The following is a 25,605-nucleotide window of genomic DNA, read 5'->3' as shown; positions in this document are numbered from 1 at the left end:
AATAGTTTTATTTGCCTTGATTGTACTGGATGTCCACCCTCGATCTTATTAAACAACTCACTTCCCGATTACCTCAATGCCTGAGCCAGGACCGGCACGGATTCAAGCGGCAACTGGACAGGTTGCGCAGTGACTGTCAAAAAGGCAAAGATCCGATCGAATCCTTTAATGCGCTGAAAGGCCGTATTGAAAGATCGATAGCCCTGCGCAATAAACGCTTGGCCAGTATTCCTGCGATTAATTTTCCCGACTTGCCGGTCACGGGCAAGAAAGATGATATTGCCGAGCTGATTAAAGCCAATCAGGTTGTGATCGTCTGCGGCGAAACCGGGTCGGGCAAGACTACGCAATTGCCGAAGATTTGTCTGTCAATCGGCCGCGGTGCTTCGGGTTTTATCGGCCACACGCAGCCTCGGCGTATTGCAGCGCGCACCGTAGCCGACCGGATAGCCGAAGAGCTGGGAGAGCTGATAGGCAAATCAGTTGGCTACAAAGTCCGCTTCAACGACAAGACTCATGCCGAGTCGCTGGTCAAGCTCATGACAGACGGTATTTTGCTGGCTGAATCGCAAAACGATCCTTATCTGACTCAATACGATACGATCATCATCGACGAGGCGCACGAGCGCAGTCTGAATATCGATTTTCTATTGGGCTACATGAAATGGTTGCTGCCCAAGCGTCCCGATTTGAAACTGATCATTACTTCAGCCACGATCGATCCGCAGCGGTTTGCCAATCATTTCAACGATGCGCCGATCATTGAAGTGTCAGGACGCACCTATCCGGTAGAAATCCGCTACCGCCCGATAGAGCAACGGGACGAAGAGGACGATGAAACCAGCGATGATCTGCAGCAAGCCATCCTCGATGCCGTCGACGAACTGCAGCGGGACATCCGCGGCGATATCCTGATTTTCCTGAGCGGCGAACGCGAAATCCGCGAAACGGCCGATTCATTGAAAAAGCACCATCCGGCCCAGTATGAAATCCTGCCGCTGTATTCGAAACTCAGCGTCAGCGAACAGGAGCGCGTGTTCAAGCCCAAAGGCGGCAAGATCCGCATCGTGCTGGCGACCAACGTCGCCGAAACGTCGCTGACCGTACCGGGCATACGCTGCGTGATCGATACGGGCCATGCACGCATCAGCCGCTACAGCCACCGCAGCAAAATCCAGCGCCTGCCGATTGAAAAAATATCGCAGGCCAGCGCCAACCAGCGCGCCGGACGCTGCGGCCGTGTCGCCGAGGGCATCTGCATCCGGCTGTACTCGAAGGACGACTATCTGGCCCGGCCCCTATTTACCGAGCCGGAGATCATGCGCACGAACCTGTCATCAGTCATTCTGCAGATGACATCGCTGAATCTGGGCGATATCGAGAAATTCCCGTTTGTCGAGCCGCCCGAAGACAAAATGATCCGCGACGGCAAAAACGCGCTGCATGAAGTCAACGCGCTCGACAAGCAGGGTAAGCTGACCGAGATCGGCAAGCAACTGGCCAAATTCCCGACCGACCCGAAACTGGCGCGCATGCTGATCGCAGCCGAGAAGCAGCATTGTCTGACCGAAGTGGCGATCATCGTGTCGGCCTTGAGCATTCAGGATCCGCGCGAGAAACCGGCCGATAAAATGCATCAGGCCGAGGCCAAGCATGCGGTCTTCCGCAAAGAGGATTCCGATTTTCTGACGATCCTGAATATCTGGAATACTTTCGAAGAGCAGAAGAAGCATCTGTCCAACAACAAGCTGCGCAAATACTGTACCGAGAATTTCCTGTCCTATATCCGTATGCGCGAATGGTACGACATCCATGCGCAGATCATGCAGGTGATCAAAGGCGAACTGAAAATGAAGCCGAATATGATCGAGGCCAGTTATGAAGAAATTCACCGCGCCTTGCTGCCTGGGCTGCTGTCGAACATCGGCTTCCGCCATGAGCAATACGAGTACCTGGGCGCCAGAGGTCTCAAGTTCTTTATTTTCCCCGGTTCCGGCCTGCATAAAGCCCGGCCGAAGTGGATCATGGCCGCCGAGCAGGTCGAAACCAGCAAGGTTTACGCACGCAATGTCGCCAAGATTGAGCCGGAATGGATAGAACAGTGCGCCGAGCATTTGATCAAGCGAAGCTATTATGATCCGCACTGGGAAAAGAAAGCCGGCCGCAGCGCCGTTTATGAACGAACTTTGCTGTTCGGCCTGACCTTGCAGGCCGGCCGCAAAGTGCCTTATGAACGCGTCGATCCCAAGGCGGCACGCGAGATTTTTATCCGCTCGGCGCTGGTCGATCAGGATTACCATAGCAATGCGCCGTTTTTTATCGCCAACCAGAAGCTGCTCGAAGAAGTCGGCTATATCCAGCACAAAGGCCGCCGCGTCGATCTGATCGAAGATGAAGAGTGGCTTTATCAATTCTACGACAAGAAACTGCCGGCCGATATCGTCAGCGGCATTGCGCTCGATCAATGGCGTAAAATCGCCGAACGGGAAAATCCCAAAATCCTGTTTCTGACCAAGGAGGACCTGACCCGCGGGCAGGACAGCCAAGTCAGCGAATGGGATTTTCCCGACAGCAAGAAAGTAGGCAATCTGGCGATCGCGCTGCAATACCGCTTTGAGCCGGGCCATGATGAAGACGGCGTCACGGCCGTCATTCCCGTGCATCAGCTGAATCAGGTTTCGCAGGTGCCGTTCGACTGGCTGGTGCCGGGCATGCTGGAAGAAAAACTGGTCGCATTGATCAAATCGCTGCCTAAAAACCTGAGAAAACATTTCGTGCCGGTGCCGGAAACCGTCAAGCAATGTCTTGAAATCGAGCCCGACTTTAAAGGCTCGCTTTATGAATGGCTAAGCACCCGCCTCAGAAAATTGACGGGTGAAGCGATACCGCTCAATGCCTGGAATCCGGAAACGCTGCCTGAGCACCTGAAAATGAATTTCAGAGTCATTGACGACGAGGGCAAACTGCTGGACTACGGCCGTGACCTGAAAAAGCTGCAAGGCAAATATACCCAAACGGCTGGGGAAAGTTTTGATCAACTGGCAGCCGATGAATTGAATTATACCGGCTGCATACAATGGGCATTCGATGATCTGCCCGAAACCTGGCAATTCATGCAGAAAGGGCAGGCATTTGTTGGCTATCCGGCCATTGTCGATGAAGGCGATGCCGTCGGGGTGCGCATTTTCGATACCGAGCAAAAAGCCGCGCGCCAGCACCAAGCGGGGCTCATGCGCCTGTTCCAGCTCTATCTGCGCAAGGAGTGCACATATGTCGTCAAAAACCTCCCCAAGTCGGCGGTTGCGGAATTAACTTACAACCAGTTGCCCAAACATCCGATCATAGAGACGGACGCGGTGGCTTCCTATAAAGACGATATGCTCTATTTGATCCTGTACACGGTGTTTGTCGAAGGCAAAACGATACGCACACAGCAGGCTTTCGAACAAAGTTTAAAACAGCATAAAGGTGAGCTGGCCGGGTTTTCCAATGAGGCGGGCAGGATCATTCTGGAGATCATGGAACTGCATGGCGCCGTCAAAGCGCAGCTTAAACGCTTCAATGTCAACGATCCGATGGTTCAGGACATCAATGAGCAACTCAAGTTTATGATCTACGAGTGCTTTGTCCGCCACACGCCGTTCCAGCAGCTTAAAGCCATGCCGCGTTATTTAAGGGCGATTCTCTACCGTATCGATAAGCTCGATAACAGCATGCAGAAAATGCAGGAAATAAACCGGTACTGGACGCGCTACTGGAAAGACGTTGAGAAGAAGACTAAAAAAGAGCCCGTTATTCCCGAGCAGGATAATTACCGCTGGATGCTGGAGGAATTCCGAGTTTCGCTGTTTGCGCAGCAACTCAAGACGGCTTACCCGATTTCGGCAAAGCGCATGGAAAAAGCCTGGGATGAAAGAGGGTAAAAATCGGATGTTTTTGGAAAGTGTTGACTCAATATCAGTTGCCCACAGGCTAAATCAATAACTTAGCGCATATTTATCCGGCTTGAATCAGGCTTAAAGCTAGAGTTTAACTTATTGATAATTAATGAATAAATGGATTGGTTCGTTTTTGTACAATTTAACAAAACTGTAATAAAAACGGTAATTAAGCGATGAATAAAACAATCAATCCACAGAGTTATCCACAGGTTTTGTGAATAACTGCAAAAGAAGCCTATCGGATGCCTGCCGATAGGCTTATCTCAACAAAGCCATATTTGGTTTTCCTGTCTGAAGCGCTATAAAAAACTGAGTAAATCCAACGCAAGGATTAGCTTGATGCTTATGGAAGTGGTATTGACTCAATATCAGTTGCCCACAGGCTAAATCAATGACTTAGCGAGCGCTAACCTAGGCTCCAATATATGGGGAATTTATCTGTAAGTTATTGATAACAATAAAATTACCGTATTGGTTTATTTTTGTACAATTTAACAAAACTGTAATAAAAACGGTAATTAAGCGGTGAATAAAACAACCAATCCACAAAGTTATCCACAGGTTTTGTGAATAACTTTTTAAAGCATGCGGTGTGGCTATTTTTATCGGCATGTTTCTGAAACTGAAGCCCTCTCTAAAGCTGAAAGTGTATAATATCGGTCCATGAAAGACGTATGCCGCCGGCTTTACACTCGCTCTAAAAACCATGCGCTTCGTGGTAAAAAATAGGCTTGGCTGTTCAAGCCTTGCCTGTTTCGCGCTGCTTTACCCGCTTTGATGCAAGCACTACTTACCAGCACTACTTACCTGATTCTGATAAAAAAACACCTATGCAACCCGCGTTTGTTCATTTAAGGCTTCATTCCGAATTTTCCCTGGTTGACGGCATCGTCAAAATCAAGCCGCTGGTTAAGCGTCTGGCCGAATTGAACATGCCGGCCGCTGCGGTGACCGAACATGCCAATCTGTTCTCGCTGGTCAAGTTTTATAAGGCGGCGCTGGGGCAGGGCATCAAGCCGATAGGTGGGGCGGACGTGCTGATATTCAATCCGGAGGAGCCAGCGACGCCTTTCCGGATGACCTTGCTGGTCAACAATCACACGGGTTACATCACGCTGACCGAACTCATTTCCAAAGCCTATCAGGAAGGGCAGCATCAGGGCGTGCCGATGCTGAGAAAGGAATGGATAGAAGCCAATCATGCTGGCTTGATTGCCTTGTCGGGTGCCATGAGCGGCGATATCGGCAAGGCCTTGCTGGCCGAAAACAAGGAGCTGGCAAAACGACTGGCCGAGCAATGGGGTGCGCTGTTCGACCGGAGCTTTTATCTGGAGCTGCAGCGCGTCGGCAAGCCCGATGAGGAACGTTACATAGCCGCAGCCGTCGAACTGGCTCTGGCTGCCGATCTGCCGGTGGTGGCGACCAATGATGTCAGGTTTATACATCAGAAGGATTTCGAAGCGCATGAAGTCCGGGTCTGCATCAACCAGGGGCGCGTGCTCGATGATGCCCGGCGGCCCAGAGATTATACCGACCAGCAATATCTGCGCAGCAGCGAGGAAATGCAGGCGTTGTTTGCCGATATTCCTGAAGCGCTCGAAAATACGGTCGAAATTGCCAAGCGCTGCAATTTGAAGCTGACGCTGGGCGAGAACTTCCTGCCTGATTTTCCGGTGCCGGCCGGTGTGTCGCTGGGCGATCATCTGATCGATTCGGCCAGAAAAGGGCTGGAGGAGCGTTTGGTGCAATACCCGGCCGTTGGCAAGGGCACCGATCAGGAAAATCGCCAGGCCTATTACGACCGTCTGGAGGTTGAGCTCAATGTGATCGTTCAGATGGGCTTCCCCGGCTATTTCATGATCGTCGCCGACTTTATCCAGTGGGCAAAAAACAATCAGATTCCGGTCGGACCGGGCCGTGGATCGGGCGCCGGCTCTCTGGTGGCGTACGCGCTTAAGATTACCGATCTGGACCCTATCGAATTCGATCTGCTGTTCGAGCGGTTCCTGAATCCGGAACGTATTTCCATGCCCGACTTCGACGTTGACTTCTGCATGGACCGGCGCGACGAAGTGATCGATTATGTGGCGCGCCATTACGGCCGCGATCACGTCGCGCAGATCATCACCTACGGTTCGATGGCGGCCAAGGCGGTTATTCGCGATGTCGGGCGCGTGCTGGGCTTTTCCTATGGCTTTGTCGACCGGCTGGCCAAGCTGATTCCGTTCGAGATCGGCATGACGCTGGATAAGGCGCTGAAAGACAGCCCCGACCTGAAGCAGCTTTACGATACCGAGGAAGAAGTCAGGTCGCTGATCGATATGGCGCGTGCTCTGGAAGGAACATCCCGAAACGCAGGCAAGCACGCAGGCGGCGTGGTAATTTCGCCGACCAAACTGACCGATTTTACGCCGCTGTATTGCGAGCAGGGCGGCGGCAATCTGGTCACGCAGTTCGACAAGGACGACGTGGAGGCCGTCGGTCTGGTTAAGTTCGACTTCCTGGGGTTGCGCACGCTGACGATTATCGACTGGGCGCTGCAGACGATCAACCAGAAGAAAAAACAGGCCGGCGAGCCATTGGTCGATATCACGACCATTCCGCGCGATGATCCTGCTTCCTATGAGCTGCTGAAAAATGCGCAAACGACAGCCGTGTTCCAGCTCGAATCCCGAGGCATGAAGGAGCTGATTAAAAAGCTCAAGCCCGACTGTTTTGACGATATTATCGCGCTGGTGGCGCTGTTCCGGCCGGGCCCTTTGGAATCGGGCATGGTGGACGATTACATCAACGTCAAGCACGGGGCCAAGGCCGAATACGCGCATCCCTTGCTGATACCGATTCTGAAGCCGACCAATGGCGTTATTCTGTATCAGGAGCAGGTGATGCAGATCGCGCGGGAAATGGCGCAGTATACGCTGGGCGGCGCCGATATGCTGCGGCGCGCGATGGGCAAGAAAAAGCCCGAAGAAATGGCCAAGCAGCGCGAAGTGTTCACGCAGGGCGCCGTCGCCAATCAGATCGATGAAGGCATTGCGACCTATATCTTCGACTTGATGGAAAAATTCGCCGGTTACGGTTTCAACAAATCGCACTCGGCCGCCTATGCGTTGGTCGCGTACCAGACCGCCTGGCTGAAGGCGCATTACCCGGCCGCGTTTATGGCGGCGGTGCTGTCCTCGGATATGGACAACACCGACAAGATCGTGGTGCTGATTGAGGAATGCCGGCAGATGAAGCTGACCATCTGTCCGCCGAATATCAATGTGTCCAATTTCCGCTTTACCGTCAATGACAAGGGGCACATCGTCTACGGTATAGGCGCCATCAAGGGCGTAGGTCAGGCGGCCATTGACGACATGCTGAAGGAGCGGGATGAAAACGGCCCGTTTACCGGCTTGTATGATTTGTGCAAGCGTGTCGACTTGAGAAAAGTCAACCGGCGCGTGCTGGAAGCGCTCATACGCGCCGGTGCATTCGATGAGTTTGACGATAACCGGGCCGGCCATCTGGCCGAGCTGTCTACGGCTTTGAGAGTGGCTGAGCAGCACGGCAAGATGGCGCAGACAGGCCAGAATGATTTGTTCGGCCTGGCGGTCAATGCCGAGAATAATGTCGAAGAAACCGAAGCTTATTCAACGACTGTCGAGCCTTGGTCTGAAAAGGATCGTCTGGCAGCGGAAAAGTTAACGCTGGGACTGTTTCTGACCGGTCATCCTATTGACCAGTACGAGGCGGAACTGAAAGAGTTTACGCATGGGAAAATAGCCAGTTTGGCCGCCAATGTCGAGCGTGCAGGCCCTCAACGGGGCATGAAAGGCAAGATGGAAGCGCGAGTTGCCGGGTTGGTCGTGGAAATCAGAACCCGTCAGACCAAGCAAGGAAAAATGATGGGGTTTGCCACGCTGGATGACAGGTCCGGCCGGCTCGAAATCGCGGCGTTTAACGATGTTTATGAAAAATATCGCGATATCTTTGCTCGCGATACGTTGCTGGTCGCTGAAGGTCCGCTGGCGGTTGACGATTATTTGGGCACCCTGCGCTTGACGGTAGAGAAACTCTACAGCATGGATCAGGCCCGGGATGCTTTCGCCAGAGGGATTCAGCTGACATGGCAGGCCGAAGAGCATGACGATACATTCCTGCAGAGATTAAGTGCGGTGCTCAGCCCCTTCAAGGGCGGCGGGTGTCCGGTGCTGATGAATTACAAATCGCGCCAGGCGAAGGCAACCGTGCGTCTTGGCGATGAGTGGCGTGTGCTGGCAACAGATGAATTGATTATGCGCCTGAAACGTCTGCCGGGAGCCAGCGAAGTGGAAGTTAAGTACAAGTAATGATCGCCGCGAAGCATAAGCTTTTATGCTTCGCGGCGATTCATAATGCAACCGATCGATTAAGAGTCGGAGCCAGATTCTTGTGTTACGGGTTCAACTCTAGCCCTTGGTTCAGCGACAGGTTTCGGCGATTCTGAAACCGGTTGACTGGTGTTTTCATGGGCCTGCGGCTCATGGCGTTCTATTCTTTCGGCTCTTTCAGCAAAATCGTGAGCATAGGGCCGAGGTTCGCTTCGGGCTTCTTTTGGCGCTTCCTCTGAAACGGCATGGATTTCGCCATTTGCATCGCCATTGGATTCAGGTTTTTTGTAATTAGGATTACGCGGTCTTCTGCGATTAGGTCCTCTTCTGTTTCTGCCGCCGGATGGTTTCTGCGCTTGCTGTTCCGCTACCGGTGCGGCATTTTCGGCAGGCTTTTCCGCTACTTCCGGCTCTGCGACAGGCTCGCTTTTAGCCGGCTCGCTTTTTGCCTCAGGCACGCCAGCAGCAGCCTCAGAGGGGCGCTTGCCGTTTCTGTCCTGGCCGCGGCCGCCACGCTTGGGGCGAGGGCCGCGTCTGCTATCGCGGCTTCTGCTTGGCTGGGTTTCATCTGCGCCTCTGGCCTTCTCGGTGGCGCCTGTCGAGGCTTCTTTTCTCTCGGGCTCGGGTTCTGCGCTTAGAATGCTCGGGCCGATCAGTTTATACCAGAAGCGCTTGATCAGGCTGGCTGAAACGTTCTTTTGCATCGGAGCCGGGGATTCCGGTAAAAATTCCCTGATAGCCGCCTTCTCGATTTTTTGCCTGACTTGCTGGGCAAATTCCGGAATTGTGATCTCTTCTTCTTTTATCTGCTGGTAGCTGGGTTTTTCTTCAATAGCATCCTTTTCCTTGATGCGCTCGATGTCATAAGCCGGCGTTTCCAGATGTTTGCTGGGCAGGATCACAATGCTGACTTTCAGTCTTGATTCAACCTGCTCAATGGCATGGCGTTTTTCATTCAGCAGAAAAGTGGCGCACTCAATCGGCAAGTGGGCGATGACTTTTTCCGTGCCTTTTTTCATGGCTTCTTCTTCAAGAATACGCAGCACAGCCAGCGCAACCGATTCTACATTGCGGATAGTGCCCTGGCCTTTGCAGCGCGGGCAGGGCAGTTGCGTGGAATCGCCCAGTGACGGGCGCATTCTCTGCCTGGACATTTCCAATAGACCAAAGCGCGAGATGCGGCTGGTCTGGATGCGGGCACGGTCTATTTTCAGCGCATCGCGCAGACGATTTTCAACGAGACGCTGGTTTTTATTGGACATCATGTCGATGAAGTCGATGACGAACAGGCCGCCCAAGTCACGCAATCTGAGCTGGCGGGCAATTTCATCGGCTGCTTCGAGGTTGGTATTCAGAGCAGTTTCTTCAATGTCGCTGCCTTTTGTGGCGCGCGCCGAGTTGATATCGATCGAAGTCAGAGCCTCAGTATGATCGATGACCAGGGAGCCACCGGAAGGCAGAGGTACTTCGCGGCCATAGGCCAGCTCGATCTGTGATTCGATCTGGTAGCGGCTGAACAGAGGAACCGCGTCCTGATACAGTTTTGCTTTCGGCAAAAAGTGCGGCATGACTTGCTTCAGGAATTTCTGCACCAGTTTGAACGAGGATTCGTTGTCTATCAGGATCTCGTCGATATTGCCGCGCAAATGGTCGCGCAGGGCGCGGATGATGACATTGCTTTCCTGAAACACCAGGAACGGCGCGGTTTGTTCGCTGGAAGTGCGTTCTATGGCTTCCCATAACTGCAGCAGGTAATTTAAATCCCATTGCAGTTCTTCAGCGTTTTTGCCGCAGCCAGCCGTGCGCACGATCAAGCCCATGCCGTCCGGAATATCCAGTGCTGCCATGACTTCACGCAATTCACTGCGGGTTTCGCCTTCGATGCGGCGAGAAATGCCGCCTGCTTTCGGATTGTTAGGCATCAGCACCAGATAAGTGCCGGCCAGGCTGATATAGGTGGTTAAGGCGGCGCCTTTATTGCCGCGTTCCTCCTTTTCAATTTGAACCAGAATTTCCTGGCCTTCTTTAATCAGGTCTTTAATGGATGGGCGGCGGCCTTCGGTTTCGGCGCCTTCTTGAGGTTGGCGGTAGACGGAAGAAATTTCCTTAAAAGGTAAAAAGCCGTGTTTTTCGGCGCCATAGTTTACAAATGCTGCTTCGAGGCTGGGCTCTACGCGAGTAATGATGCCTTTGTATATGTTGGACTTTTTTTGTTCTTTAGAAGGGACTTCTATGTCAAAATCATACAGTTTTTGACCGTCTACCAATGCGACTCGCAGTTCTTCTGCCTGCGTAGCGTTGATAAGCATTCTTTTCATTCAATTATCCTTGTGGTTTCCTGCTCCATTATCAGAATTTACTGATCAGACTGGGTTAGGGTCTAGTGCTAAGTAAGTTTGTAAGGTCAAACTAGATTCATTTTTCTGGCCAATAACGCGTCAGACTTGTTTTTTTACGGTTTTGTTTTTCCGTCATCTAAGCGTTGCAGTTGGTATCTTGACCTTCAAGACGTGAAGGCAACGATAATTGGCACGGACAACTACTAAGCAAATAAATATTCTTTTTTCAGTCTTGTTGTAAATTCTGTCTTAAACAGGAGTTATAAATCGTTCGTCATGGGTCGAACGCTACCCGAAAAATCGTATTTGAAGACCCAGCATCGTAATCGGCTGTTTTATCTTCAGTTGGGTTGCCGGTTCAGTTTCGTCATGGAAATCTGCCGAGCAAAAGTATGTTTTTTATATTCAAACTTGCTTAATATAGCAACCTTATCGCTCTACATCAATTTAAAGAATCAATCCTAACGAGATGCTGGTATTATCTATATCATGAATTCAGAAGAACAAAGCGCGCCAAAAGTTCAATTTGTCGAAATTACGGAAGAAAATAGTGATCAACGATTGGACAATTTTTTAATTACCCGCTTGAAAGGTGTTCCTAAAAGCCGCATATATCGTATTGTTCGCAAAGGCGAGGTTAGAGTCAATAAAGGCCGTGTGGACGTTAAGTACCGCCTGGAAGCGGGCGATATCGTCAGAATTCCGCCGGTCCGGGTATCGGAAAAAACCGAGGAAACATTTGTCGGCCAGAATTTGAGGGATGCCCTGCAAAAAAATATTTTATTTGAGGATGATGCCTTTTTAATTTTGAACAAGCCTTCGGGTTTTGCCGTTCACGGCGGCAGCGGCGTAAATTCGGGCATTATAGAAGGTCTCAGGCAGATAAGGCCCGAGGCTCATTTTCTGGAGCTGGTGCATCGGCTGGACCGCGATACTTCCGGTTGTTTGTTGATAGCGAAGAAGCGTAGCGCTTTGCGCAAGCTGCATGAACTTTTCCGCAGTGATCAGGTTCAAAAAACCTATGTAGCCTTACTGGCAGGTCAGTGGGCCAAGAAGCAAACTATAGTTACTGTACCTCTGCAAAAGAATGTCAATAAAGGCGGCGAGCGTATGGTGGTCGTCAGTCAATCCGGCAAACAGGCCGAAACGGCTTTCAAGCGTCTGAAATTATTCCCAAATGCAACGCTGGTCGAAGCTTCGCCGAAAACGGGGCGTACTCATCAGATACGTGTGCACGCCGCTTGGTTGGGCCATCCTATTGTCGGCGATGAGCGTTATGGTCTGGACGAGGTCAACAAGGCATTTAAGAGCAGAGGCTATAAACGTTTGTTTTTGCATGCACAGAAACTGAAGTTCCTGCATCCGGTCAGCGGGGAATTACTGAAAATTTTCGCTCCTCTGCCGCAGGATCTGGAGGAATTATTAAGCAATGAAGAACAGGTTTGATTTAATTATATTTGATTGGGACGGTACTTTAGTCGATTCCATCGACTGGATCGTCAGTTGCTTGCAGCAAGCCGCGGCATCGTGCAATTGCACTGTTCCGGAGCGGCAAGCGGCGAAGGATGTGATCGGCTTAAGTACCCAAAATGCAATACGGACCTTATTTCCGGAAGCCGACGAAAAAATCCGCGATCAGCTAATGTCCCATTACATTCAGGCATTTTTCGCAAGGCAGACTAGTCAGGATGATTTATTTGAAGGCGTTTATGAGATGCTGGTGCAGCTGAAACGGGCGGGCTTTCAGCTGGCTGTAGCGACCGGGAAGAGCCGAACCGGTTTGGAAAAGGCTCTGCAGGCGACGGGAACCGAAGATTTGTTTCATATCACGCGCTGTGCCGATGAGACCGCTTCGAAACCCGACCCCGCCATGGTTCTGGACATTATTCAGCATATGGAGGCCGCCAATGAGCGAACGCTTATGGTAGGCGATTCGGTTCACGATATGCAAATGGCGCTCAATGCACAGATTTCATCAATCGCCGTATCGTGCGGAGCGCATTCAAAAGACATATTGCAACAATACAATCCGTTGATATGCTTACAGCGGCCGACGGAATTACTGGATATTATTGGAGGTTAAATCAAGTAATGGAAAATCAACAAGACAACCAAATTAAAATGGCTGCCGGATGGGAGCGTGAAGTTCTTGAGAAAGTGGCTTTGGCGGCCGTTACAGAGCAAGCAAGAGCAAGACGCTGGAGCGTTTTTTTCAAATCCCTTGTATTCTTATATCTATGCGTCATATTAACCCTGTTCACATTTCCGAATATTATGGAGGGTATGAGCGGCGACACTGAGGAGCATACGGCAGTTATTGATATAGTCGGGATGATTGCGGAGGATAAGGACGCCAATGCCGATAGCATTATAAAAAGCCTGAAGAATGCGGTAAAAGATACGAATACCAAAGGCATTATTCTGCACGCCAATTCACCTGGCGGCAGTCCGGTTCAATCATCCTATGTTTATGATGAAATCAGAAGGATAAAAAAAGAGCATCCTGACTTGCCGATTTACACTGTAGTCAGCGATATTTGCGCTTCAGGTTGCTATTATATCGCTTCAGCGAGCGATAAGATTTTTGTCAACCAAGCCAGCCTTATCGGTTCCATAGGCGTTCTCATGGATGGCTTTGGATTTGTTAATGTCATGGAAAAATTGGGCGTCGAACGTCGGTTGCTGACGGCAGGCACGCATAAAGCCATGCTGGATCCGTTTTCGCCGCCTAAAGAAGATGAAACACGCTACATGCAGGGGTTGCTGGATCAGGTTCATCAACAATTTATTGGCGCCGTTAAAGCCGGCCGCGGCGACAGGCTTAAGGATGCGCCTGAACTCTTTTCGGGACTGGTGTGGACCGGTGAAGAAGGCGTCAAGCTTGGCGTTGCCGATGCGTTTGGTAATGATGACTACGTTGCCAAGGAAGTTATTGGCGTCGAGAATAAAGTTGATTTTACACAACAGGAACAATTGCTGGACAGAATTGCAGGCAAATTGGGTGCATCTTTCGGACAAGCTATCGGCACTATGGTTAAAGGAATGTCATTGCAGTAGCGGATTCAGTTCGGATTCAGTATGGTGATTTAAAATCCTTTCCGCTCAATGTATTCTCCTGATTGTAAAAATCCGGGCACGGTTACTTTCGGCAATGGCTAAATAAACAATAACTTAAGCTCTGGATCATCCATGAGAAATTTGATTAAACTGCTCGCATTGGTCTTGTTATTTTCCAATGTCTGTTATGCGGAAAGCGCTGTCATACTGGCGCGCGTCAGCCTGGATCAGGCTACGAAACAAATCATTAAAAAAGGCGGTAAAAGAGTGCTGGGCGCTCAAACTGAGATAATTAACGGCAGGGAAGTCCATGTTATTAAAGTTCTAACACCTGATGGACGTATTCAGCATTATTTGATTGATGCCGAGACCGGTGAGTTAATCGGTTAATTTAAGGAAGAAAAACATGCGTATTCTTGTCGTCGAAGATGAAGTAACCCTTTGCGAACAGATCCAGGAGTTCTTGGCGGACAAAGGTTTTGCCGTCGATACGGCTCATACGGGCAGCGATGGTTTTTATATGGGCAAGGAGTATCCGCTCGATGCAGCTGTCGTTGATATTGGGCTTCCTGATTTTTCCGGCATCGAGTTGATCAAACGCCTGCGCAAAAACAACATTAAAATACCGATCCTGATCCTGACGGCCAGGAGCCGATGGCAGGAGAAAGTGGAAGGGCTGGAAGCCGGCGCGGATGATTATCTGGTCAAGCCTTTCCATTATGAAGAGTTATTGGCCAGGCTAAATGCCTTGATCAGGCGTTCCGCCGGACTGGCGCATCCCGTTTTGAGCCACGGCAATATAGAACTGGATACCGTGGCGCAGGAAGTCTCCGTTGGCGGAGTGAAGCTGGAGCTGACGGCTTATGAGTACAAGGTGCTGGAATACCTGATGTTCCGTAAAGGCGAAATCGTTTCAAAATCCGTCCTGACCGCACACATTTACGATGAAGACTTCGATCGTGACAGCAATGTCATTGAAGTCTTTATCGGCCGCTTGAGGAAAAAACTCGATCCTGACGGTACGTTGAAACCCATCGAAACATTGCGCGGCCGAGGTTATCGCGTGCCGATCATTCCTTCCTGACATAATCATTTCTGCAAAAGCGCTTAATGCGTCTTTGTATCTTATTTTTCCTTAAAGGCATTGTGTGCAAACCAGATCTTTAAGCTTTCGATTGCTGATGTCCGCCGGTTTGGTGCTTGCTGCTTTCTTTGCGCTGGTGGCTGTCGTTCTTGAACAGAGCTTTCGCGAAAGTGCCGAGCAGGTGTTGAAGGAAAAATTGCAAGTCCAGGTTTACTCACTTCTATCCGCCGCCGATCTTAAGAATTCCGGTCAATTGGTTATGCCCGCCGATTTGCCTGAGCCCCGGTTTACCAATCCGGGATCAGGCCTTTACGGATTTATTCAGCAAATAAAAAAGGGCAAGCCGTCATTGGTCTGGCATTCGGCGTCGGCTATCGGTCTGGACCCTGTGGCGCCGCCGGCTGAATTAAGCGCGGGCGACACAGCTTTTTTATTGGATGAGCAGGGGCGCTACTATGCGCTGCATTATGATGTGATTTGGGAAAGCCGGGCCCATGTGGAGCGCGAATATACCTTCACAGTGACTGAAGATGCCGAGTTTGTAAAAGGCCAGGTGGAGCGTTTTAAAGCGGCGTTGAGATTCTGGCTGCTGGCGATAGGACTGATCCTGATTTTTATCCAGTTTGCCGTGTTGCGCTGGAGCTTAAAGCCGCTGCGCGTTGTCGTCAGGGATCTTGAGGAGATAGAAAAAGGCAAAAAAACTCGGCTGGACGGCCGTTATCCAACGGAATTGCAAGGCTTGGCAGGAAATCTGAATGCCCTGATCAGCAGTGAACGGGCGCATTTGGAGCGTTATCGCAATACTCTGGCTGATCTGGCGCACAGCCTGAAAACGCCGCTGGCCATCCTGCGGGGGTGCGCCGAGTCTTTCAGCGATAACAAGGAGACCGTACAAGAGCAGATTTTTCGCATGAACGAAATTGTCGAATATCAATTGCAGCGAGCCGCCGCGAAAGGCGAGCACCAGATTACCCGAACAGTGGATGTGGCGGTCATCATTAAAAAAATTATCGCATCGCTCAGCAAAGTTTATATTGATAAAGGCATTGCTTTCGATATTGATGTTCCCGAGCCTTGCCAGATCTATTGCGAAGAAGGCGACTTTTACGAAATTGCGGGCAATTTGCTGGACAATGCCTGTAAATGGTGTCGTCAGAAGATCAGTATCAGCGTTTCGTTTCATGACCCGAAGGCCAATGCCGGCTTTTCGGTGCTGCTGCAGATTGAGGATGACGGTTCCGGCATTCCTGCCGATAAGCTTAAGGAAATTCTGAAAAGAGGGGTTCGGGCCGATGAAAACATTCATGGGCACGGTATCGGCATGGCAGTAGTCTACGAATTAACGGGACTTCTGGGAGGCAAGCTGGAAGGGGGTAAAAGCAAGGCGTTGGGCGGCATGAGTTGGCGCGTTTACTTGCCATGACTTTGGATTTATATGCCTTTGCTTCGGTTCTCCATGCGCCTTAGGAATTCGGTCAGGATCAATACATAAAGCTCATCGCCCAGGTATTTGTCTTCAATGCCGCTGTCGATGTTTGGATTGTCGTTCACTTCTATTACATAGCCCTTGCCGTTTTTTTCCTTGACGTCCACGCCGTACAAGCCATTGCCTATCGGCTGTGTGGCTTTTAGCGCTGCTTCCAATACGGCTTTAGGTACTTCAAAAGTCGGCAGGGTATCAAAGTTTCCGCTATCGGTCCGGCTGCTGCCGTGACGGTAAATCTGCCAGTGGTTTTTAACCATATAATAACGGCAGGCATATAAAGCCTTATTGTTGAATACGCCGATGCGCCAGTCAAAATCCGTATATAAAAATTCCTGAGCCAGAAGCAGTGCCGATTTTTGAAACAATTCCTCGACTTTAAGATCCAGTTCTTGTCGGTTATGAACTTTAACAATGCCTCGGGAGAAAGAGCCGTCCGGTATTTTGATGACCACCGGAAAGCCGGCTTCTACTTCCAGTTTATCCAGATGTTCGGCATTGCCTTTATGCAGCAGCCAGGTTTTGGGTGAGGGAACGCGATGCGTGCGAAACAGATCGGCAAGATAAACCTTGTTCGTGCAGCGCAGGATGGAGGTAGGATCATCGATGACCACCAAGCCTTCGGCCTCGGCTTTTTTGGCAAAGCGGTAGGTGTGATGATCTATGGCAGTGGTTTCGCGGATAAACAAGCCGTCAAATTCAGACAGGCGGATATAGTGCTGCTGCGATATCAATTCGACTTCAATGCCCAGCTGCCTGCCGATTTTGATGAATTTTTTAAGGGCGGCGAGGTTGCTCGGCGGCAGTTTTTCTTCCGGATTAACCAGAATGGCAAGATCGTAGCGCGCGGCTTTACGGGCGCGGCCTTTGCGCCAGACTTTTTTGCTGAACTGGTCCAGTGCTTCGGCAAAAATCGTTTCCTGTTCTTCGCTCAGGCCGCGGTGTGAGATGGCTTTTAAACTGGTGATTTCCCATTGTTGCCGAAAACGTAGCGTGACTTCTAGGATCGGGCAGGGGAAGCGTTCAAACAATAGCCTTGCCAATTCGTTAAAAGCCGGATCGGACGTAGTGCCGAAGTAAGTCTGCAGGGTAATGTCAGTGTCTTGGCTATGGCTTTTAAAGGCCCGATTCAAGGTCTGGGACAAGTCTTCGAGTGGCGATCGGTACGAAGCGCTTTCGGTTTCCTTGCCGTAACTCTTAAAAGTGCGCGTTAGCGTCGGGGACAGGTCTTCAAGCTGTAGCCGGTATAAGGATTTCTTGCCCAGATCGTTCAGTACCTTGACAGATGGAATAACGTGATGACCTCTGGCTTCGGCCAGCAGAGAACAGTAATAACCGTCTGAAAGATAACGATAGCTGCTGCAGAGATTGATAACACGCGTGCGCTGCTGAGGGTCGCCTTGCTCGATTGCCAGATAGGTTTCAAAGGCCATGACCTGGTCGCTGGGATAATAAGGTCCCCAATCGGTAAGATTATCGACAACCAGAATCGTACGCGCCATAGCAAGCAAAAGCCTCAAATTAAGATAAAATATAATTTTGGAGCCAGTCAGATTTTTCTACAAGGAGTTTTTTGGGGCTGGAAAAATATTTCATATTGTTCTGACTGGCGCTATGCTAAAGAAAAATTCTTAGGTAATCATTATGTCCTCTTCTCTTCCCGTTGCCGCTTTTGATACAGACGTTTTTCCAGTCAGCTATGCAGTTGGCAGGCAGCGTTGGCAGGCGGCGCTGGCTCAGCTGTCCTGCTTCAAGAAACATATACCGTATCGCTGCGCCGGGGCGGGGCCTGAAGGCGAGGAGTTATTTACCGATACGGTCTGGCTGGGTTCGGAAGAGGCTTCCAAAGTGGTGGTGCTGATAGGCGGCACGCATGGCATTGAAGGATTTGCCGGTACGGCGGTGGAAATTGACCATTTGCGCCTGATTGCTGCTGAACATATCTGTATTCCGGCTGATACGGCTGTGTTAATGATTCATGCATTGACGCCTTGGGGCTATGCCTGGCAGCGCCGCTGTGATGCCGATGGTGTTGATCTGAATCGGAACGTGGTCGATTTTTCCAAACCGTTGCCCAGAAATCCGGGCTACGAGTCGCTGCGCCCTATTTTATTTCTGGCCGATGCCGGTCAAAGACAGGCGGCTTTTGCTGATTGGGAACGTAAGTATGGGCGCGAATCGCTTGAAAGCGCTATCAGCGCCGGACAATATGTCGACGCCAGCGGTCCTTTCTATGGCGGGCAGGCGCCCGCGCATGGCAGACGGGTCGTTGAAGATCTTATCGATAAATATGACCTGCAACAGCGTGATCTGGCTGTTATCGATTTGCATACCGGGCTTGGATCTTATGGTTACGGTGAGATTATTTGTGACCATGAGCCGGATAGTTTCGGCACAAGCGTAGCTCGCCGCTGGTATGGCGATTCTGTGGCCTTGCCGGCTTTGGGCACGTCCAGTTCAGTGCCCAAAATAGGCTTGCTGGATTATGCCTGGCATGCGGTCATGAATGAGAGAAGTTGCTATATCACCCTGGAATTCGGTACGTTCAAAACAGATCAGCTCTTTGAAGTCTTGCTGCTCGATCATCAGGTGTGGGCGCAGCCGGACAACCAGCGAGCCCGTTTAGAGCATGCCAGGCGCATGCGGCACCATTTCTGTCCGGATGATCAAGCCTGGAAGGAAATGACGCTTTTTCGGGCAAGGCAGGTGTTTTCGCAGGCATTGCGGGGGCTATCAGTTTAATGACTATCAACAATATCCTGATTCGACATGCCGAGCCAGATGATCTTGATCAATTGGTAGCGCTTGAAAATGCCAGTTTCGAAACCGACAGACTGAGCAGGCGCAGTTTCCGGCACTGGATAACGACGGAGCATCGCGCTTTACTGGTGGCGGAAGTGGAAGGCAGGATCGTCGGTTATATCCTGATTATCTATCATCCCGGCACCCGCCTGGCCCGTATCTATTCGCTGGCCGTATCGCATCAGCAACGCGGCTCCGGCATTGCCAAATTGCTCATGGCGGCAGGCGAACAGGAAGCCATTGAGGATGGTCGATTATACCTGCGCCTCGAAGTGGGCATTGATAATATCGCGGCGATTAATCTGTATGAAGCACTGGGCTTTCAGAGGTTCGGCGTATACCATGATTATTATGAAGACCACAAAGACGCCCTGCGTTACCAGAAGCGCATCCGCCGGTATCGAGAGCCATTAGAGCACAGGCCCGTGCATTGGATGAGGCAAACGACGCCTTTTACTTGCGGGCCGGCTTCGCTGATGATGGCCATGCACGGACTCAACAAGACGTATCTGCCGTCCCAGGAAGAAGAGCTCAATTTGTGGCGTGAAGCGACGACGATCTTTATGACGTCCGGCCATGGCGGCTGTCATCCGGTGGGGTTGGCCTTGGCGGCAAAGCGCCGGCATTTTAATGTCGAAGTCTGGATCAGTCAGACAGGGCCGCTGTTTATAGATAGTGTACGCAGTGAGGAAAAAAAACAGGTTGTCGAGTTGGTGGATAATGGTTTTAAGCGCGAAGCCGAAGAGCAGGGCGTGAAAATACATTATGCCAATATTACCCAAAACGATTTGATTGAAGCCTTTAATGCCGGAGCGATACCGCTGGTGCTCATCAGTACTTTTCGTATGGACCGTAAGAAAGCACCGCACTGGGTGGTTATGAGCGGAAGCGATGAAGATTGTTTGTATATGCATGATCCAGACCCGGAAGAGGGGCGTCAAAGTGAGGTCGACTGCCAGTATATTCCCGTGGCGCGTGAGGATTTTGACCGCATGTCCTGCTTTGGCAAAAACCGTCTGCGGGCGGCGGTCATACTCTGGCCAGCTTAAAAATTTTTAAAAATATTTCATCAGGGCTTGCATCATTAAGCAAATTCGATCATAATAGCACTTCTTTAGCCGCTACGGCTGATTGTTTCATGGTAACCGTGTCGGTCCTCTCGCAACGATACGCTGTAAACCCCGCCAGGCCCGGAAGGGAGCAACGGTAGCAGCAGATTCGTGTGCCGGGATGTGGCTGGCATGGTTGCCGCCCAACCTCATAATCATCAATTCGAGCCTGCAATGAATTACCAGGTTCTCGCCAGAAAATGGCGTCCTCATAATTTCACAGAAGTTGTCGGACAAGAGCATGTTGTCAAATCGTTAATGAACGCTTTGCAGCATGACAGACTTCATCATGCCTATTTGTTTACCGGAACCCGCGGTGTAGGCAAAACCACAATTGCCAGAATTCTAGCCAAAGCCATCAATTGCCAGAATCTCCAGGATTTCAATCCTTGTGGACAATGCAGCGTTTGCCGTGATCTTGATGAAGGTCGGTTTCTGGATTTGATCGAAGTGGATGCGGCATCCCGCACCAAGGTCGAAGATACGCGGGACTTGCTGGATAATGTCCAGTATGCGCCCAATCAGGGCCGTTATAAAGTCTATCTGATCGACGAAGTGCACATGTTGTCAGGGCATAGTTTCAATGCCTTGCTCAAGACCCTGGAAGAACCGCCGCCGCATGTGAAATTCCTGCTGGCAACTACTGATCCACATAAGATTCCAATAACGGTATTGTCCCGCTGTCTGCAGTTTAATCTGAAGCGTCTGCTGCCGGACCAGATTTTCAAGCAGATGGAATTCATACTCCAGCAGGAACGGATTGAATTTGAAATTGCGGCTTTAAAATTACTGGCCCGCGCTGCCGATGGCAGTATGCGTGACGGGTTAAGCCTGCTGGACCAAGCCATCGTCTTCGGTAACGGCAAGGTAAATACTGAGCAGGTCAGCGCCATGTTAGGCACTGTCGCCCAGCAGCCTGTCGATGACCTGCTGACAGCCCTGGCTGATAGCGATGCCGAGGCCATCCTTAATAAAATCAACGAAATCGCCAATTTGACTCCCGATTTCGGCGACGTTTTGCAGCAAATCCTGCAGGTCCTGCATCGCATAGCGTTAATTCAGCAGGTGCCCGGCGCACTCAATCATGATTTTGACGCTGAAATGATCGCAGCATTGGCTTCGCGGTTAACGCCCGAAGATGTCCAGCTTTATTACCAGATCGGCTTGATAGGGCAAAGAGACCTTGATCTGGCGCCCGATCCGCGCAGCGGTTTCGAAATGGTCATGTTGCGCATGCTGACTTTCAGGCCGGTAGCGCAAGAACAGAGTCTTGCCAAGCCGGTTCAGGTTTCCCGGTCAGCTGTCAAGCCGGAAGTCAAGGCATCACAAGTGACTGTCAGCGCATCGAATAAACCGGAGTCCGTTCAGGAGTCTGCGATTGATAGGGCAGATAATAATTGGGCAGAGATGGTTGTAGCCATGAAGATTGGCGGCATGACGCGGGAGCTGGCGAATAACTGCGTTTTGGACAGTATTGACGACAAAGTTTGTACATTAATATTGGATCCGGGGCACAAACATCTACGCAGTGCGGTCACAGAGGAAAAATTGCAAAGCGCTCTGCAGCGTTATCGAGGCACATCACTGAAGCTGGTGATCAATACCGAAAAAATAGCGGTTGACACGCCGGCGGTGCAGTTGATTAAAGAGCGCGAAGACAGACAGCAGGCAGCTGTTGACGCTATTAATTCAGACGAAAATATTCAGGCTTTGAAAGAGCATTTTGATGCCAGGGTGCTGCCCGGCTCAATAGAGCCTGTTTAACAACATAAAGGAGAGCGACAATGAAAAATGCACTGGGTAACCTCATGCAGCAAGCCCAAAAAATGCAGGAAGACATCAAAAAAGCGCAAGAAGAGCTTGCTTCCATGCAGGTGATGGGGGAGGCCGGCGGCGGTCTGGTCACCATCTTGATGACCGGTAAGCGAGAAGCCAGAAAAGTCACTATTGATGATTCTTTGCTGGGTGAAGATAAGGATATGCTGGAAGATATGGTTGCGGCCGCCATTAATGACGCTGTCAATAAAGTGGCAAAAATGAAGCAAGAAAAAATGGCTGAGCTAACATCTGGCATTCCATTGCCGCCCGGGTTCCAGATGCCTTTTTAATATGCAGAAAAGGGGCTTGTTAGGGCAGTTGATACAGAATTTATGCTGCTTGCCAGGCGTAGGGCCGAAAACCGCGCAACGCATGGCTTTCCAATTGCTGCAGCGCAACCGTGATGGAGCCAGAATACTGGCCGAGACGCTATTGCGGGCTGTTGATGAAATTGGCTATTGCCGCGAGTGCCGTACGCTGACCGAAGATAACCTCTGCGAAATCTGTGCCGATAGTTCACGGGATGATTCCGTCATCTGTATCGTTGAGAATCCGGCTGATGTCTGGATCATTGATCAATCTACTGCATTCAAAGGGCGCTATTTTGTCTTGCATGGAAGATTATCTCCGTTGGATGGCATCGGTCCTGATGAACTCGGTCTGGATGTGCTGGAACAGCGGCTTGCGACAGGCAGTGTCAAGGAATTGATATTGGCTACGAATTTAACGGTAGAAGGCGAGGCAACGGCCTATTTTATCGGCGAACTGGCCAAAAAATATCATGTGCAGGCCAGCAGAATCGCTCATGGCGTACCGATGGGCGGAGAATTGGAGTATATTGACAGCAGCACCTTATCGCACGCCTTTAATGGAAGAAAACAGATTTAGATTCAATATTCAAGGGGAAAAATATGGCTGATTGTTTGTTTTGCAAGATGGTTGCGGGCGAAATTAAGCCCGATGTGGTTTTTGAAGACGAGCATGTTCTGGCATTCAGGGATATCAATCCGCAGGCTCCTGTGCATATTCTCGTGATCCCTAAAACACATATCGCCACATTGAATGATTTGGATGATGTCCAACTGGCCGGCCGCCTGTTGCAGACCGTCATAAAGTTGGCGAAGCAGGAAGGCTTGTCTGAAAATGGCTACAGAACGGCAATCAGCTGCAATAAGCAGGGTGGGCAGGAAGTCTATCACCTGCATTTGCATCTGTTGGGCGGACGCCAGATGAAATGGCCTCCGGGCTGAGCCTTTTGGCAGCAACAGGGTTATTTATTCATTAAGGCTTGCTTGATCTTCCAGATACTCGACTTCCACTTCTGTATTCCCCCGCAAGCCGATTTTCCTTGCGGCTCCTTTTGACAGATCGATCAAGATGCCGTTTTTAAAGGGGCCGCGGTCATTCACTATTACATCAACGTAACGACCATTACGCAGATTAGTCACACGTACCTTGGTCGGTAATGGCAATATTCTGTGAGCGGCTGTCAGGCCGTGCGGTCTAAAACGTGTTCCCATGGCGGTGCGATTGCCGGATTCCGAACCATACCAGGTAGCGATCCCTTGTTCTTTATAGCCTTCCGCTGAAGGGAGTGGATAGTATGTTTTGCCTTTCACTGTATAAGGCCGGTTATAAGGCGCGCTATGAGAATAAGCGGGGGATTTGTAAGGATAAGGCGATTTGTAGATGGAGGGTGCTGTGGTTACCGAGGTACAGCCGCTGAATAAGCTGGTAAATAGCAACATCAGACCGATGTTTCCGGGCTGTAAATGCGTTTTTCTATTGTTCGAGGTGGTTATTTGCCAGGACATGCAATTCCGTATTGATGATATGGTTTTTTATTTTAAAAAAAGCGTTTTTAAAAATTCCTTTCTTTGTTATCTCATCGTTTTAACGGGAACAATGATAATTGCCGTTTTATTTTGCCCTGCTTAATGATTCCGTGCCTTAAGCTTTTATTTTTAAGTTTATCTTAAAAAACTGGGCGACCCTTGCTGAGTTGCTGTTATTTCTAATGCTTGCCTGGATATTTCATGACAAAATATGATTTATCTTAATGTGTGAGGAACTGCCTTTTTATGAAAATTGCTATTTTGTCTCGTAACTCTAAATTATATTCAACCGCTCGGTTGGTTGAAGCCGCAGAGGCGCGCGGCCATGAGGTACGGGTTTTGGATGTTTTGCGTTGTTATATGAACATTACTTCGCATAATCCATCCATCCATTATCGGGGTGAGGACCTGACAGGGTTTGATGCTGTTATCCCCCGTATTGGAGCTTCAGTTACATTTTACGGTACTGCAGTGTTAAGGCAATTTGAAATGATGAATGTGTTCCCGTTGAATGAATCGGTAGCCATATCACGCTCACGCGACAAACTGCGCTCAATACAGTTGTTGGCGCGAAAAGGCATAGGCTTGCCAGTAACCGGTTTTGCCAACAATCCGGATGATATTGAGGATTTAATCTCTCAAGTGGGCGGCGCGCCACTGGTTATTAAATTACTGGAAGGTACGCAGGGGATAGGCGTGGTATTGGCCGAAACCCATAATGCGGCCGAAAGTGTTATTCAGGCCTTTATGGGGCTCAAAGCCAATATTATGGTACAGGAATTTATTAAGGAAGCCGAGGGTAGCGATATACGCTGTTTTGTGGTTGGCGATAAAGTGGTGGCCGCCATGAGGCGTCAGAGTGCGGCGGGTGAGTTCCGCTCTAATTTGCACCGCGGCGGAACGGCTTCATTGGTTCGATTGACGCCGGAAGAACGCTCTACCGCTGTGCGGGCTGCCAAAATCATGGGGCTGAATGTCTGCGGTGTGGATATGCTGCGTTCCAATCACGGCCCTGTAATTATGGAAGTCAATTCATCGCCCGGATTGCGTGGTATCGAACAAACCAGCGGCAAGGATATCGCCGATCTGATCATTCAATTTATTGAAAAACGCATTGAAACGTTGGCAACGGTTAAAGATAAATCATCATTCCACCCCAGCCGTACGCGCACGCGCGGTAAAGGCTAGTCGCTAGGCGACCCCATAAAAGTCAATCTGAAGCTGGCGGCGATGGAATGCATGGGCCAAAAAGGATGGCGTTAAACTAATCCTTGACTATGATGTCCTTGTAGCAAAGATTTAAACAATTCTTAAATAAATCTTGACAAAATATATAGGTTAATAGTCTATTTAAGGCTGAAATTGTAATAGTAATTTTTTCTTATCCATGTGTTCATCATGGTAGAAATTAAAAAGTTCTTTAATGTGAGTTCAAAAATGTCTAAAACATCCTCAAAATCGGTTGTCAAAACCCGTTCAAGAAATAGCGCAGACATCGAACATGAAGATGAAGAGCTGTTTGAAGATAGTGAATATGCTTCATTTTCCGATGGCGTTGAAAAAGAAGCGATAAAAAGGGATGCTCGCAGAAAGATCGAGATCTATTGGGAAAAGAAGCGCTTGAAAGAGCAGTTAGATGGTCTTGATGAGTCTGAATTCGACGAGTCTGATCTCGACTTCTAGCTATTAATTGAAAAAGATAATTGCCTGGGCTTAATCTTCAGAAGGGCGACCGGTTTGGCTGGTCGCCCAAAGATAGTTTGTATTTAGCCTTGCTTCAGC

The 25,605-nt window shown here is 50.1% G+C and carries 19 protein-coding genes and 1 other RNA gene; 17 read left to right on the top strand and 3 right to left on the bottom strand.

The window, feature by feature from the left end; all coding sequences use genetic code 11:
- The first annotated feature begins 29 nt into the window (after positions 1 to 29).
- Positions 30 to 3,923: an ATP-dependent RNA helicase HrpA gene (hrpA, locus tag ACTNE6_RS12505; RefSeq protein WP_442496959.1), complete on the top strand. Its 3,894-nt coding sequence runs from the start codon at positions 30 to 32 to the stop codon at positions 3,921 to 3,923.
- An 848-nt stretch (positions 3,924 to 4,771) separates the two neighbouring features.
- Positions 4,772 to 8,275 (top strand): DNA polymerase III subunit alpha, encoded by a 3,504-nt coding sequence (gene dnaE / locus ACTNE6_RS12500; protein WP_442496958.1) that lies wholly within the window; start codon positions 4,772 to 4,774, stop codon positions 8,273 to 8,275.
- A gap of 59 nt (positions 8,276 to 8,334) precedes the next feature.
- Here dnaE and ACTNE6_RS12495 read toward each other — a convergent pair whose 3' ends face one another.
- Complete coding sequence (locus tag ACTNE6_RS12495; RefSeq protein WP_442496957.1) at positions 8,335 to 10,614, bottom strand: ribonuclease E/G; 2,280 nt, start codon at positions 10,612 to 10,614, stop codon at positions 8,335 to 8,337.
- 510 nt (positions 10,615 to 11,124) lie between these two features.
- Between ACTNE6_RS12495 and rluC the strand changes: the two genes are divergently transcribed.
- The 6 genes from rluC (at position 11,125) to ACTNE6_RS12465 (ending at position 16,199) form a co-directional block, all read left to right on the top strand.
- Positions 11,125 to 12,081 carry a 23S rRNA pseudouridine(955/2504/2580) synthase RluC gene (gene rluC / locus ACTNE6_RS12490; protein ID WP_442496956.1) on the top strand — a complete coding sequence of 319 codons (957 nt, stop codon included), beginning with the start codon at positions 11,125 to 11,127 and terminating at the stop codon, positions 12,079 to 12,081.
- Positions 12,065 to 12,718 carry an HAD-IA family hydrolase gene (locus tag ACTNE6_RS12485; RefSeq protein WP_442496955.1) on the top strand — a complete coding sequence of 218 codons (654 nt, stop codon included), beginning with the start codon at positions 12,065 to 12,067 and terminating at the stop codon, positions 12,716 to 12,718. Before rluC ends, ACTNE6_RS12485 begins: the two co-directional genes overlap by 17 nt.
- 8 nt (positions 12,719 to 12,726) lie before the next feature.
- Entirely contained in the window at positions 12,727 to 13,692 is a 966-nt protein-coding gene (locus tag ACTNE6_RS12480) for a S49 family peptidase (RefSeq protein ID WP_194968452.1), read from the top strand.
- A 132-nt stretch (positions 13,693 to 13,824) separates the two neighbouring features.
- Entirely contained in the window at positions 13,825 to 14,082 is a 258-nt protein-coding gene (locus tag ACTNE6_RS12475; RefSeq protein ID WP_194968343.1) for a PepSY domain-containing protein, read from the top strand.
- A gap of 16 nt (positions 14,083 to 14,098) precedes the next feature.
- A complete protein-coding gene (locus ACTNE6_RS12470; RefSeq protein ID WP_194968342.1) occupies positions 14,099 to 14,776 on the top strand; it encodes a response regulator transcription factor in 678 nt (225 codons plus the stop codon).
- Between the two features lie 97 nt (positions 14,777 to 14,873).
- Positions 14,874 to 16,199 carry an ATP-binding protein gene (locus ACTNE6_RS12465; protein ID WP_442496954.1) on the top strand — a complete coding sequence of 442 codons (1,326 nt, stop codon included), beginning with the start codon at positions 14,874 to 14,876 and terminating at the stop codon, positions 16,197 to 16,199.
- A gap of 8 nt (positions 16,200 to 16,207) precedes the next feature.
- On the opposite strand, the gene ACTNE6_RS12460 is transcribed toward ACTNE6_RS12465, so the two are convergent.
- Positions 16,208 to 17,761, bottom strand: coding sequence for a RimK family protein (locus ACTNE6_RS12460; RefSeq protein WP_442496953.1), 1,554 nt, complete (start codon positions 17,759 to 17,761; stop codon positions 16,208 to 16,210).
- A 142-nt stretch (positions 17,762 to 17,903) separates the two neighbouring features.
- Here ACTNE6_RS12460 and ACTNE6_RS12455 point away from each other — a divergent pair, with 142 nt between their 5' ends.
- The 7 genes from ACTNE6_RS12455 to ACTNE6_RS12425 all read left to right on the top strand — a co-directional run bounded on the left by ACTNE6_RS12455 (position 17,904) and on the right by ACTNE6_RS12425 (position 23,238).
- Positions 17,904 to 19,001: a DUF2817 domain-containing protein gene (locus ACTNE6_RS12455; RefSeq protein ID WP_442496952.1), complete on the top strand. Its 1,098-nt coding sequence runs from the start codon at positions 17,904 to 17,906 to the stop codon at positions 18,999 to 19,001.
- The gene (locus ACTNE6_RS12450) at positions 19,001 to 20,110 is read left to right on the top strand and encodes a peptidase C39 family protein (protein WP_442496951.1); all 1,110 of its coding nucleotides are present in this window, start codon (positions 19,001 to 19,003) and stop codon (positions 20,108 to 20,110) included. The genes ACTNE6_RS12455 and ACTNE6_RS12450 overlap by 1 nt, the downstream gene beginning before the upstream one ends.
- A gap of 99 nt (positions 20,111 to 20,209) precedes the next feature.
- Positions 20,210 to 20,306, top strand: an RNA gene (gene ffs, locus ACTNE6_RS12445) — signal recognition particle sRNA small type.
- Positions 20,307 to 20,344: 38 nt separating this feature from the next.
- Positions 20,345 to 21,934: a DNA polymerase III subunit gamma/tau gene (dnaX, locus tag ACTNE6_RS12440; protein WP_442496950.1), complete on the top strand. Its 1,590-nt coding sequence runs from the start codon at positions 20,345 to 20,347 to the stop codon at positions 21,932 to 21,934.
- Between the two features lie 20 nt (positions 21,935 to 21,954).
- Positions 21,955 to 22,278 carry a YbaB/EbfC family nucleoid-associated protein gene (locus ACTNE6_RS12435; protein ID WP_194968336.1) on the top strand — a complete coding sequence of 108 codons (324 nt, stop codon included), beginning with the start codon at positions 21,955 to 21,957 and terminating at the stop codon, positions 22,276 to 22,278.
- A gap of 1 nt (position 22,279) precedes the next feature.
- Entirely contained in the window at positions 22,280 to 22,876 is a 597-nt protein-coding gene (gene recR, locus ACTNE6_RS12430; protein ID WP_442496949.1) for a recombination mediator RecR, read from the top strand.
- A 23-nt stretch (positions 22,877 to 22,899) separates the two neighbouring features.
- On the top strand, positions 22,900 to 23,238 hold the full coding sequence (locus ACTNE6_RS12425) for a histidine triad nucleotide-binding protein (protein WP_442496948.1): 339 nt from the start codon (positions 22,900 to 22,902) through the stop codon (positions 23,236 to 23,238).
- Positions 23,239 to 23,262: 24 nt separating this feature from the next.
- On the opposite strand, the gene ACTNE6_RS12420 is transcribed toward ACTNE6_RS12425, so the two are convergent.
- Positions 23,263 to 23,802 (bottom strand): septal ring lytic transglycosylase RlpA family protein, encoded by a 540-nt coding sequence (locus ACTNE6_RS12420; RefSeq protein WP_442496947.1) that lies wholly within the window; start codon positions 23,800 to 23,802, stop codon positions 23,263 to 23,265.
- A 267-nt stretch (positions 23,803 to 24,069) separates the two neighbouring features.
- On the opposite strand from ACTNE6_RS12420, the gene rimK reads away from it, so the two are divergent.
- Positions 24,070 to 25,011, top strand: a complete 942-nt coding sequence (gene rimK, locus ACTNE6_RS12415) for a 30S ribosomal protein S6--L-glutamate ligase (RefSeq protein WP_194968332.1) — start codon at positions 24,070 to 24,072, stop codon at positions 25,009 to 25,011.
- 210 nt (positions 25,012 to 25,221) lie between these two features.
- The gene (locus ACTNE6_RS12410) at positions 25,222 to 25,506 is read left to right on the top strand and encodes a PA3496 family putative envelope integrity protein (RefSeq protein ID WP_434484016.1); all 285 of its coding nucleotides are present in this window, start codon (positions 25,222 to 25,224) and stop codon (positions 25,504 to 25,506) included.
- The last annotated feature ends 99 nt before the right edge of the window (positions 25,507 to 25,605 follow it).

The sequence above is a fragment of the Methylobacter sp. sgz302048 genome, assembly GCF_052162025.1.
Lineage (GTDB): Bacteria > Pseudomonadota > Gammaproteobacteria > Methylococcales > Methylomonadaceae > Methylobacter.
Note: the sequence above shows the minus strand (reverse complement) of the source record. Positions and strands in the feature narration are given on the sequence as shown.

Bases quoted from the DNA above. Each gene is read 5' to 3' on its own strand.
- ACTNE6_RS12425 (WP_442496948.1), top strand. From the start codon at position 22,900: ATGGCTGATTGTTTGTTTTGCAAGATGGTTGCGGGCGAAATTAAGCCC.
- ACTNE6_RS12470 (WP_194968342.1), top strand. From the start codon at position 14,099: ATGCGTATTCTTGTCGTCGAAGATGAAGTAACCCTTTGCGAACAGATC.
- ACTNE6_RS12435 (WP_194968336.1), top strand. From the start codon at position 21,955: ATGAAAAATGCACTGGGTAACCTCATGCAGCAAGCCCAAAAAATGCAG.
- hrpA (WP_442496959.1), top strand. From the start codon at position 30: ATGTCCACCCTCGATCTTATTAAACAACTCACTTCCCGATTACCTCAA.
- ACTNE6_RS12450 (WP_442496951.1), top strand. From the start codon at position 19,001: ATGACTATCAACAATATCCTGATTCGACATGCCGAGCCAGATGATCTT.
- ACTNE6_RS12480 (WP_194968452.1), top strand. From the start codon at position 12,727: ATGGAAAATCAACAAGACAACCAAATTAAAATGGCTGCCGGATGGGAG.
- ACTNE6_RS12465 (WP_442496954.1), top strand. From the start codon at position 14,874: ATGTCCGCCGGTTTGGTGCTTGCTGCTTTCTTTGCGCTGGTGGCTGTC.
- ACTNE6_RS12420 (WP_442496947.1), bottom strand. From the start codon at position 23,802: ATGTCCTGGCAAATAACCACCTCGAACAATAGAAAAACGCATTTACAG.
- ACTNE6_RS12485 (WP_442496955.1), top strand. From the start codon at position 12,065: ATGAAGAACAGGTTTGATTTAATTATATTTGATTGGGACGGTACTTTA.
- ACTNE6_RS12460 (WP_442496953.1), bottom strand. From the start codon at position 17,761: ATGGCGCGTACGATTCTGGTTGTCGATAATCTTACCGATTGGGGACCT.
- rimK (WP_194968332.1), top strand. From the start codon at position 24,070: ATGAAAATTGCTATTTTGTCTCGTAACTCTAAATTATATTCAACCGCT.
- ACTNE6_RS12495 (WP_442496957.1), bottom strand. From the start codon at position 10,614: ATGAAAAGAATGCTTATCAACGCTACGCAGGCAGAAGAACTGCGAGTC.
- recR (WP_442496949.1), top strand. From the start codon at position 22,280: ATGCAGAAAAGGGGCTTGTTAGGGCAGTTGATACAGAATTTATGCTGC.
- rluC (WP_442496956.1), top strand. From the start codon at position 11,125: ATGAATTCAGAAGAACAAAGCGCGCCAAAAGTTCAATTTGTCGAAATT.
- ACTNE6_RS12455 (WP_442496952.1), top strand. From the start codon at position 17,904: ATGTCCTCTTCTCTTCCCGTTGCCGCTTTTGATACAGACGTTTTTCCA.
- dnaX (WP_442496950.1), top strand. From the start codon at position 20,345: ATGAATTACCAGGTTCTCGCCAGAAAATGGCGTCCTCATAATTTCACA.
- ACTNE6_RS12475 (WP_194968343.1), top strand. From the start codon at position 13,825: ATGAGAAATTTGATTAAACTGCTCGCATTGGTCTTGTTATTTTCCAAT.
- ACTNE6_RS12410 (WP_434484016.1), top strand. From the start codon at position 25,222: ATGGTAGAAATTAAAAAGTTCTTTAATGTGAGTTCAAAAATGTCTAAA.
- dnaE (WP_442496958.1), top strand. From the start codon at position 4,772: ATGCAACCCGCGTTTGTTCATTTAAGGCTTCATTCCGAATTTTCCCTG.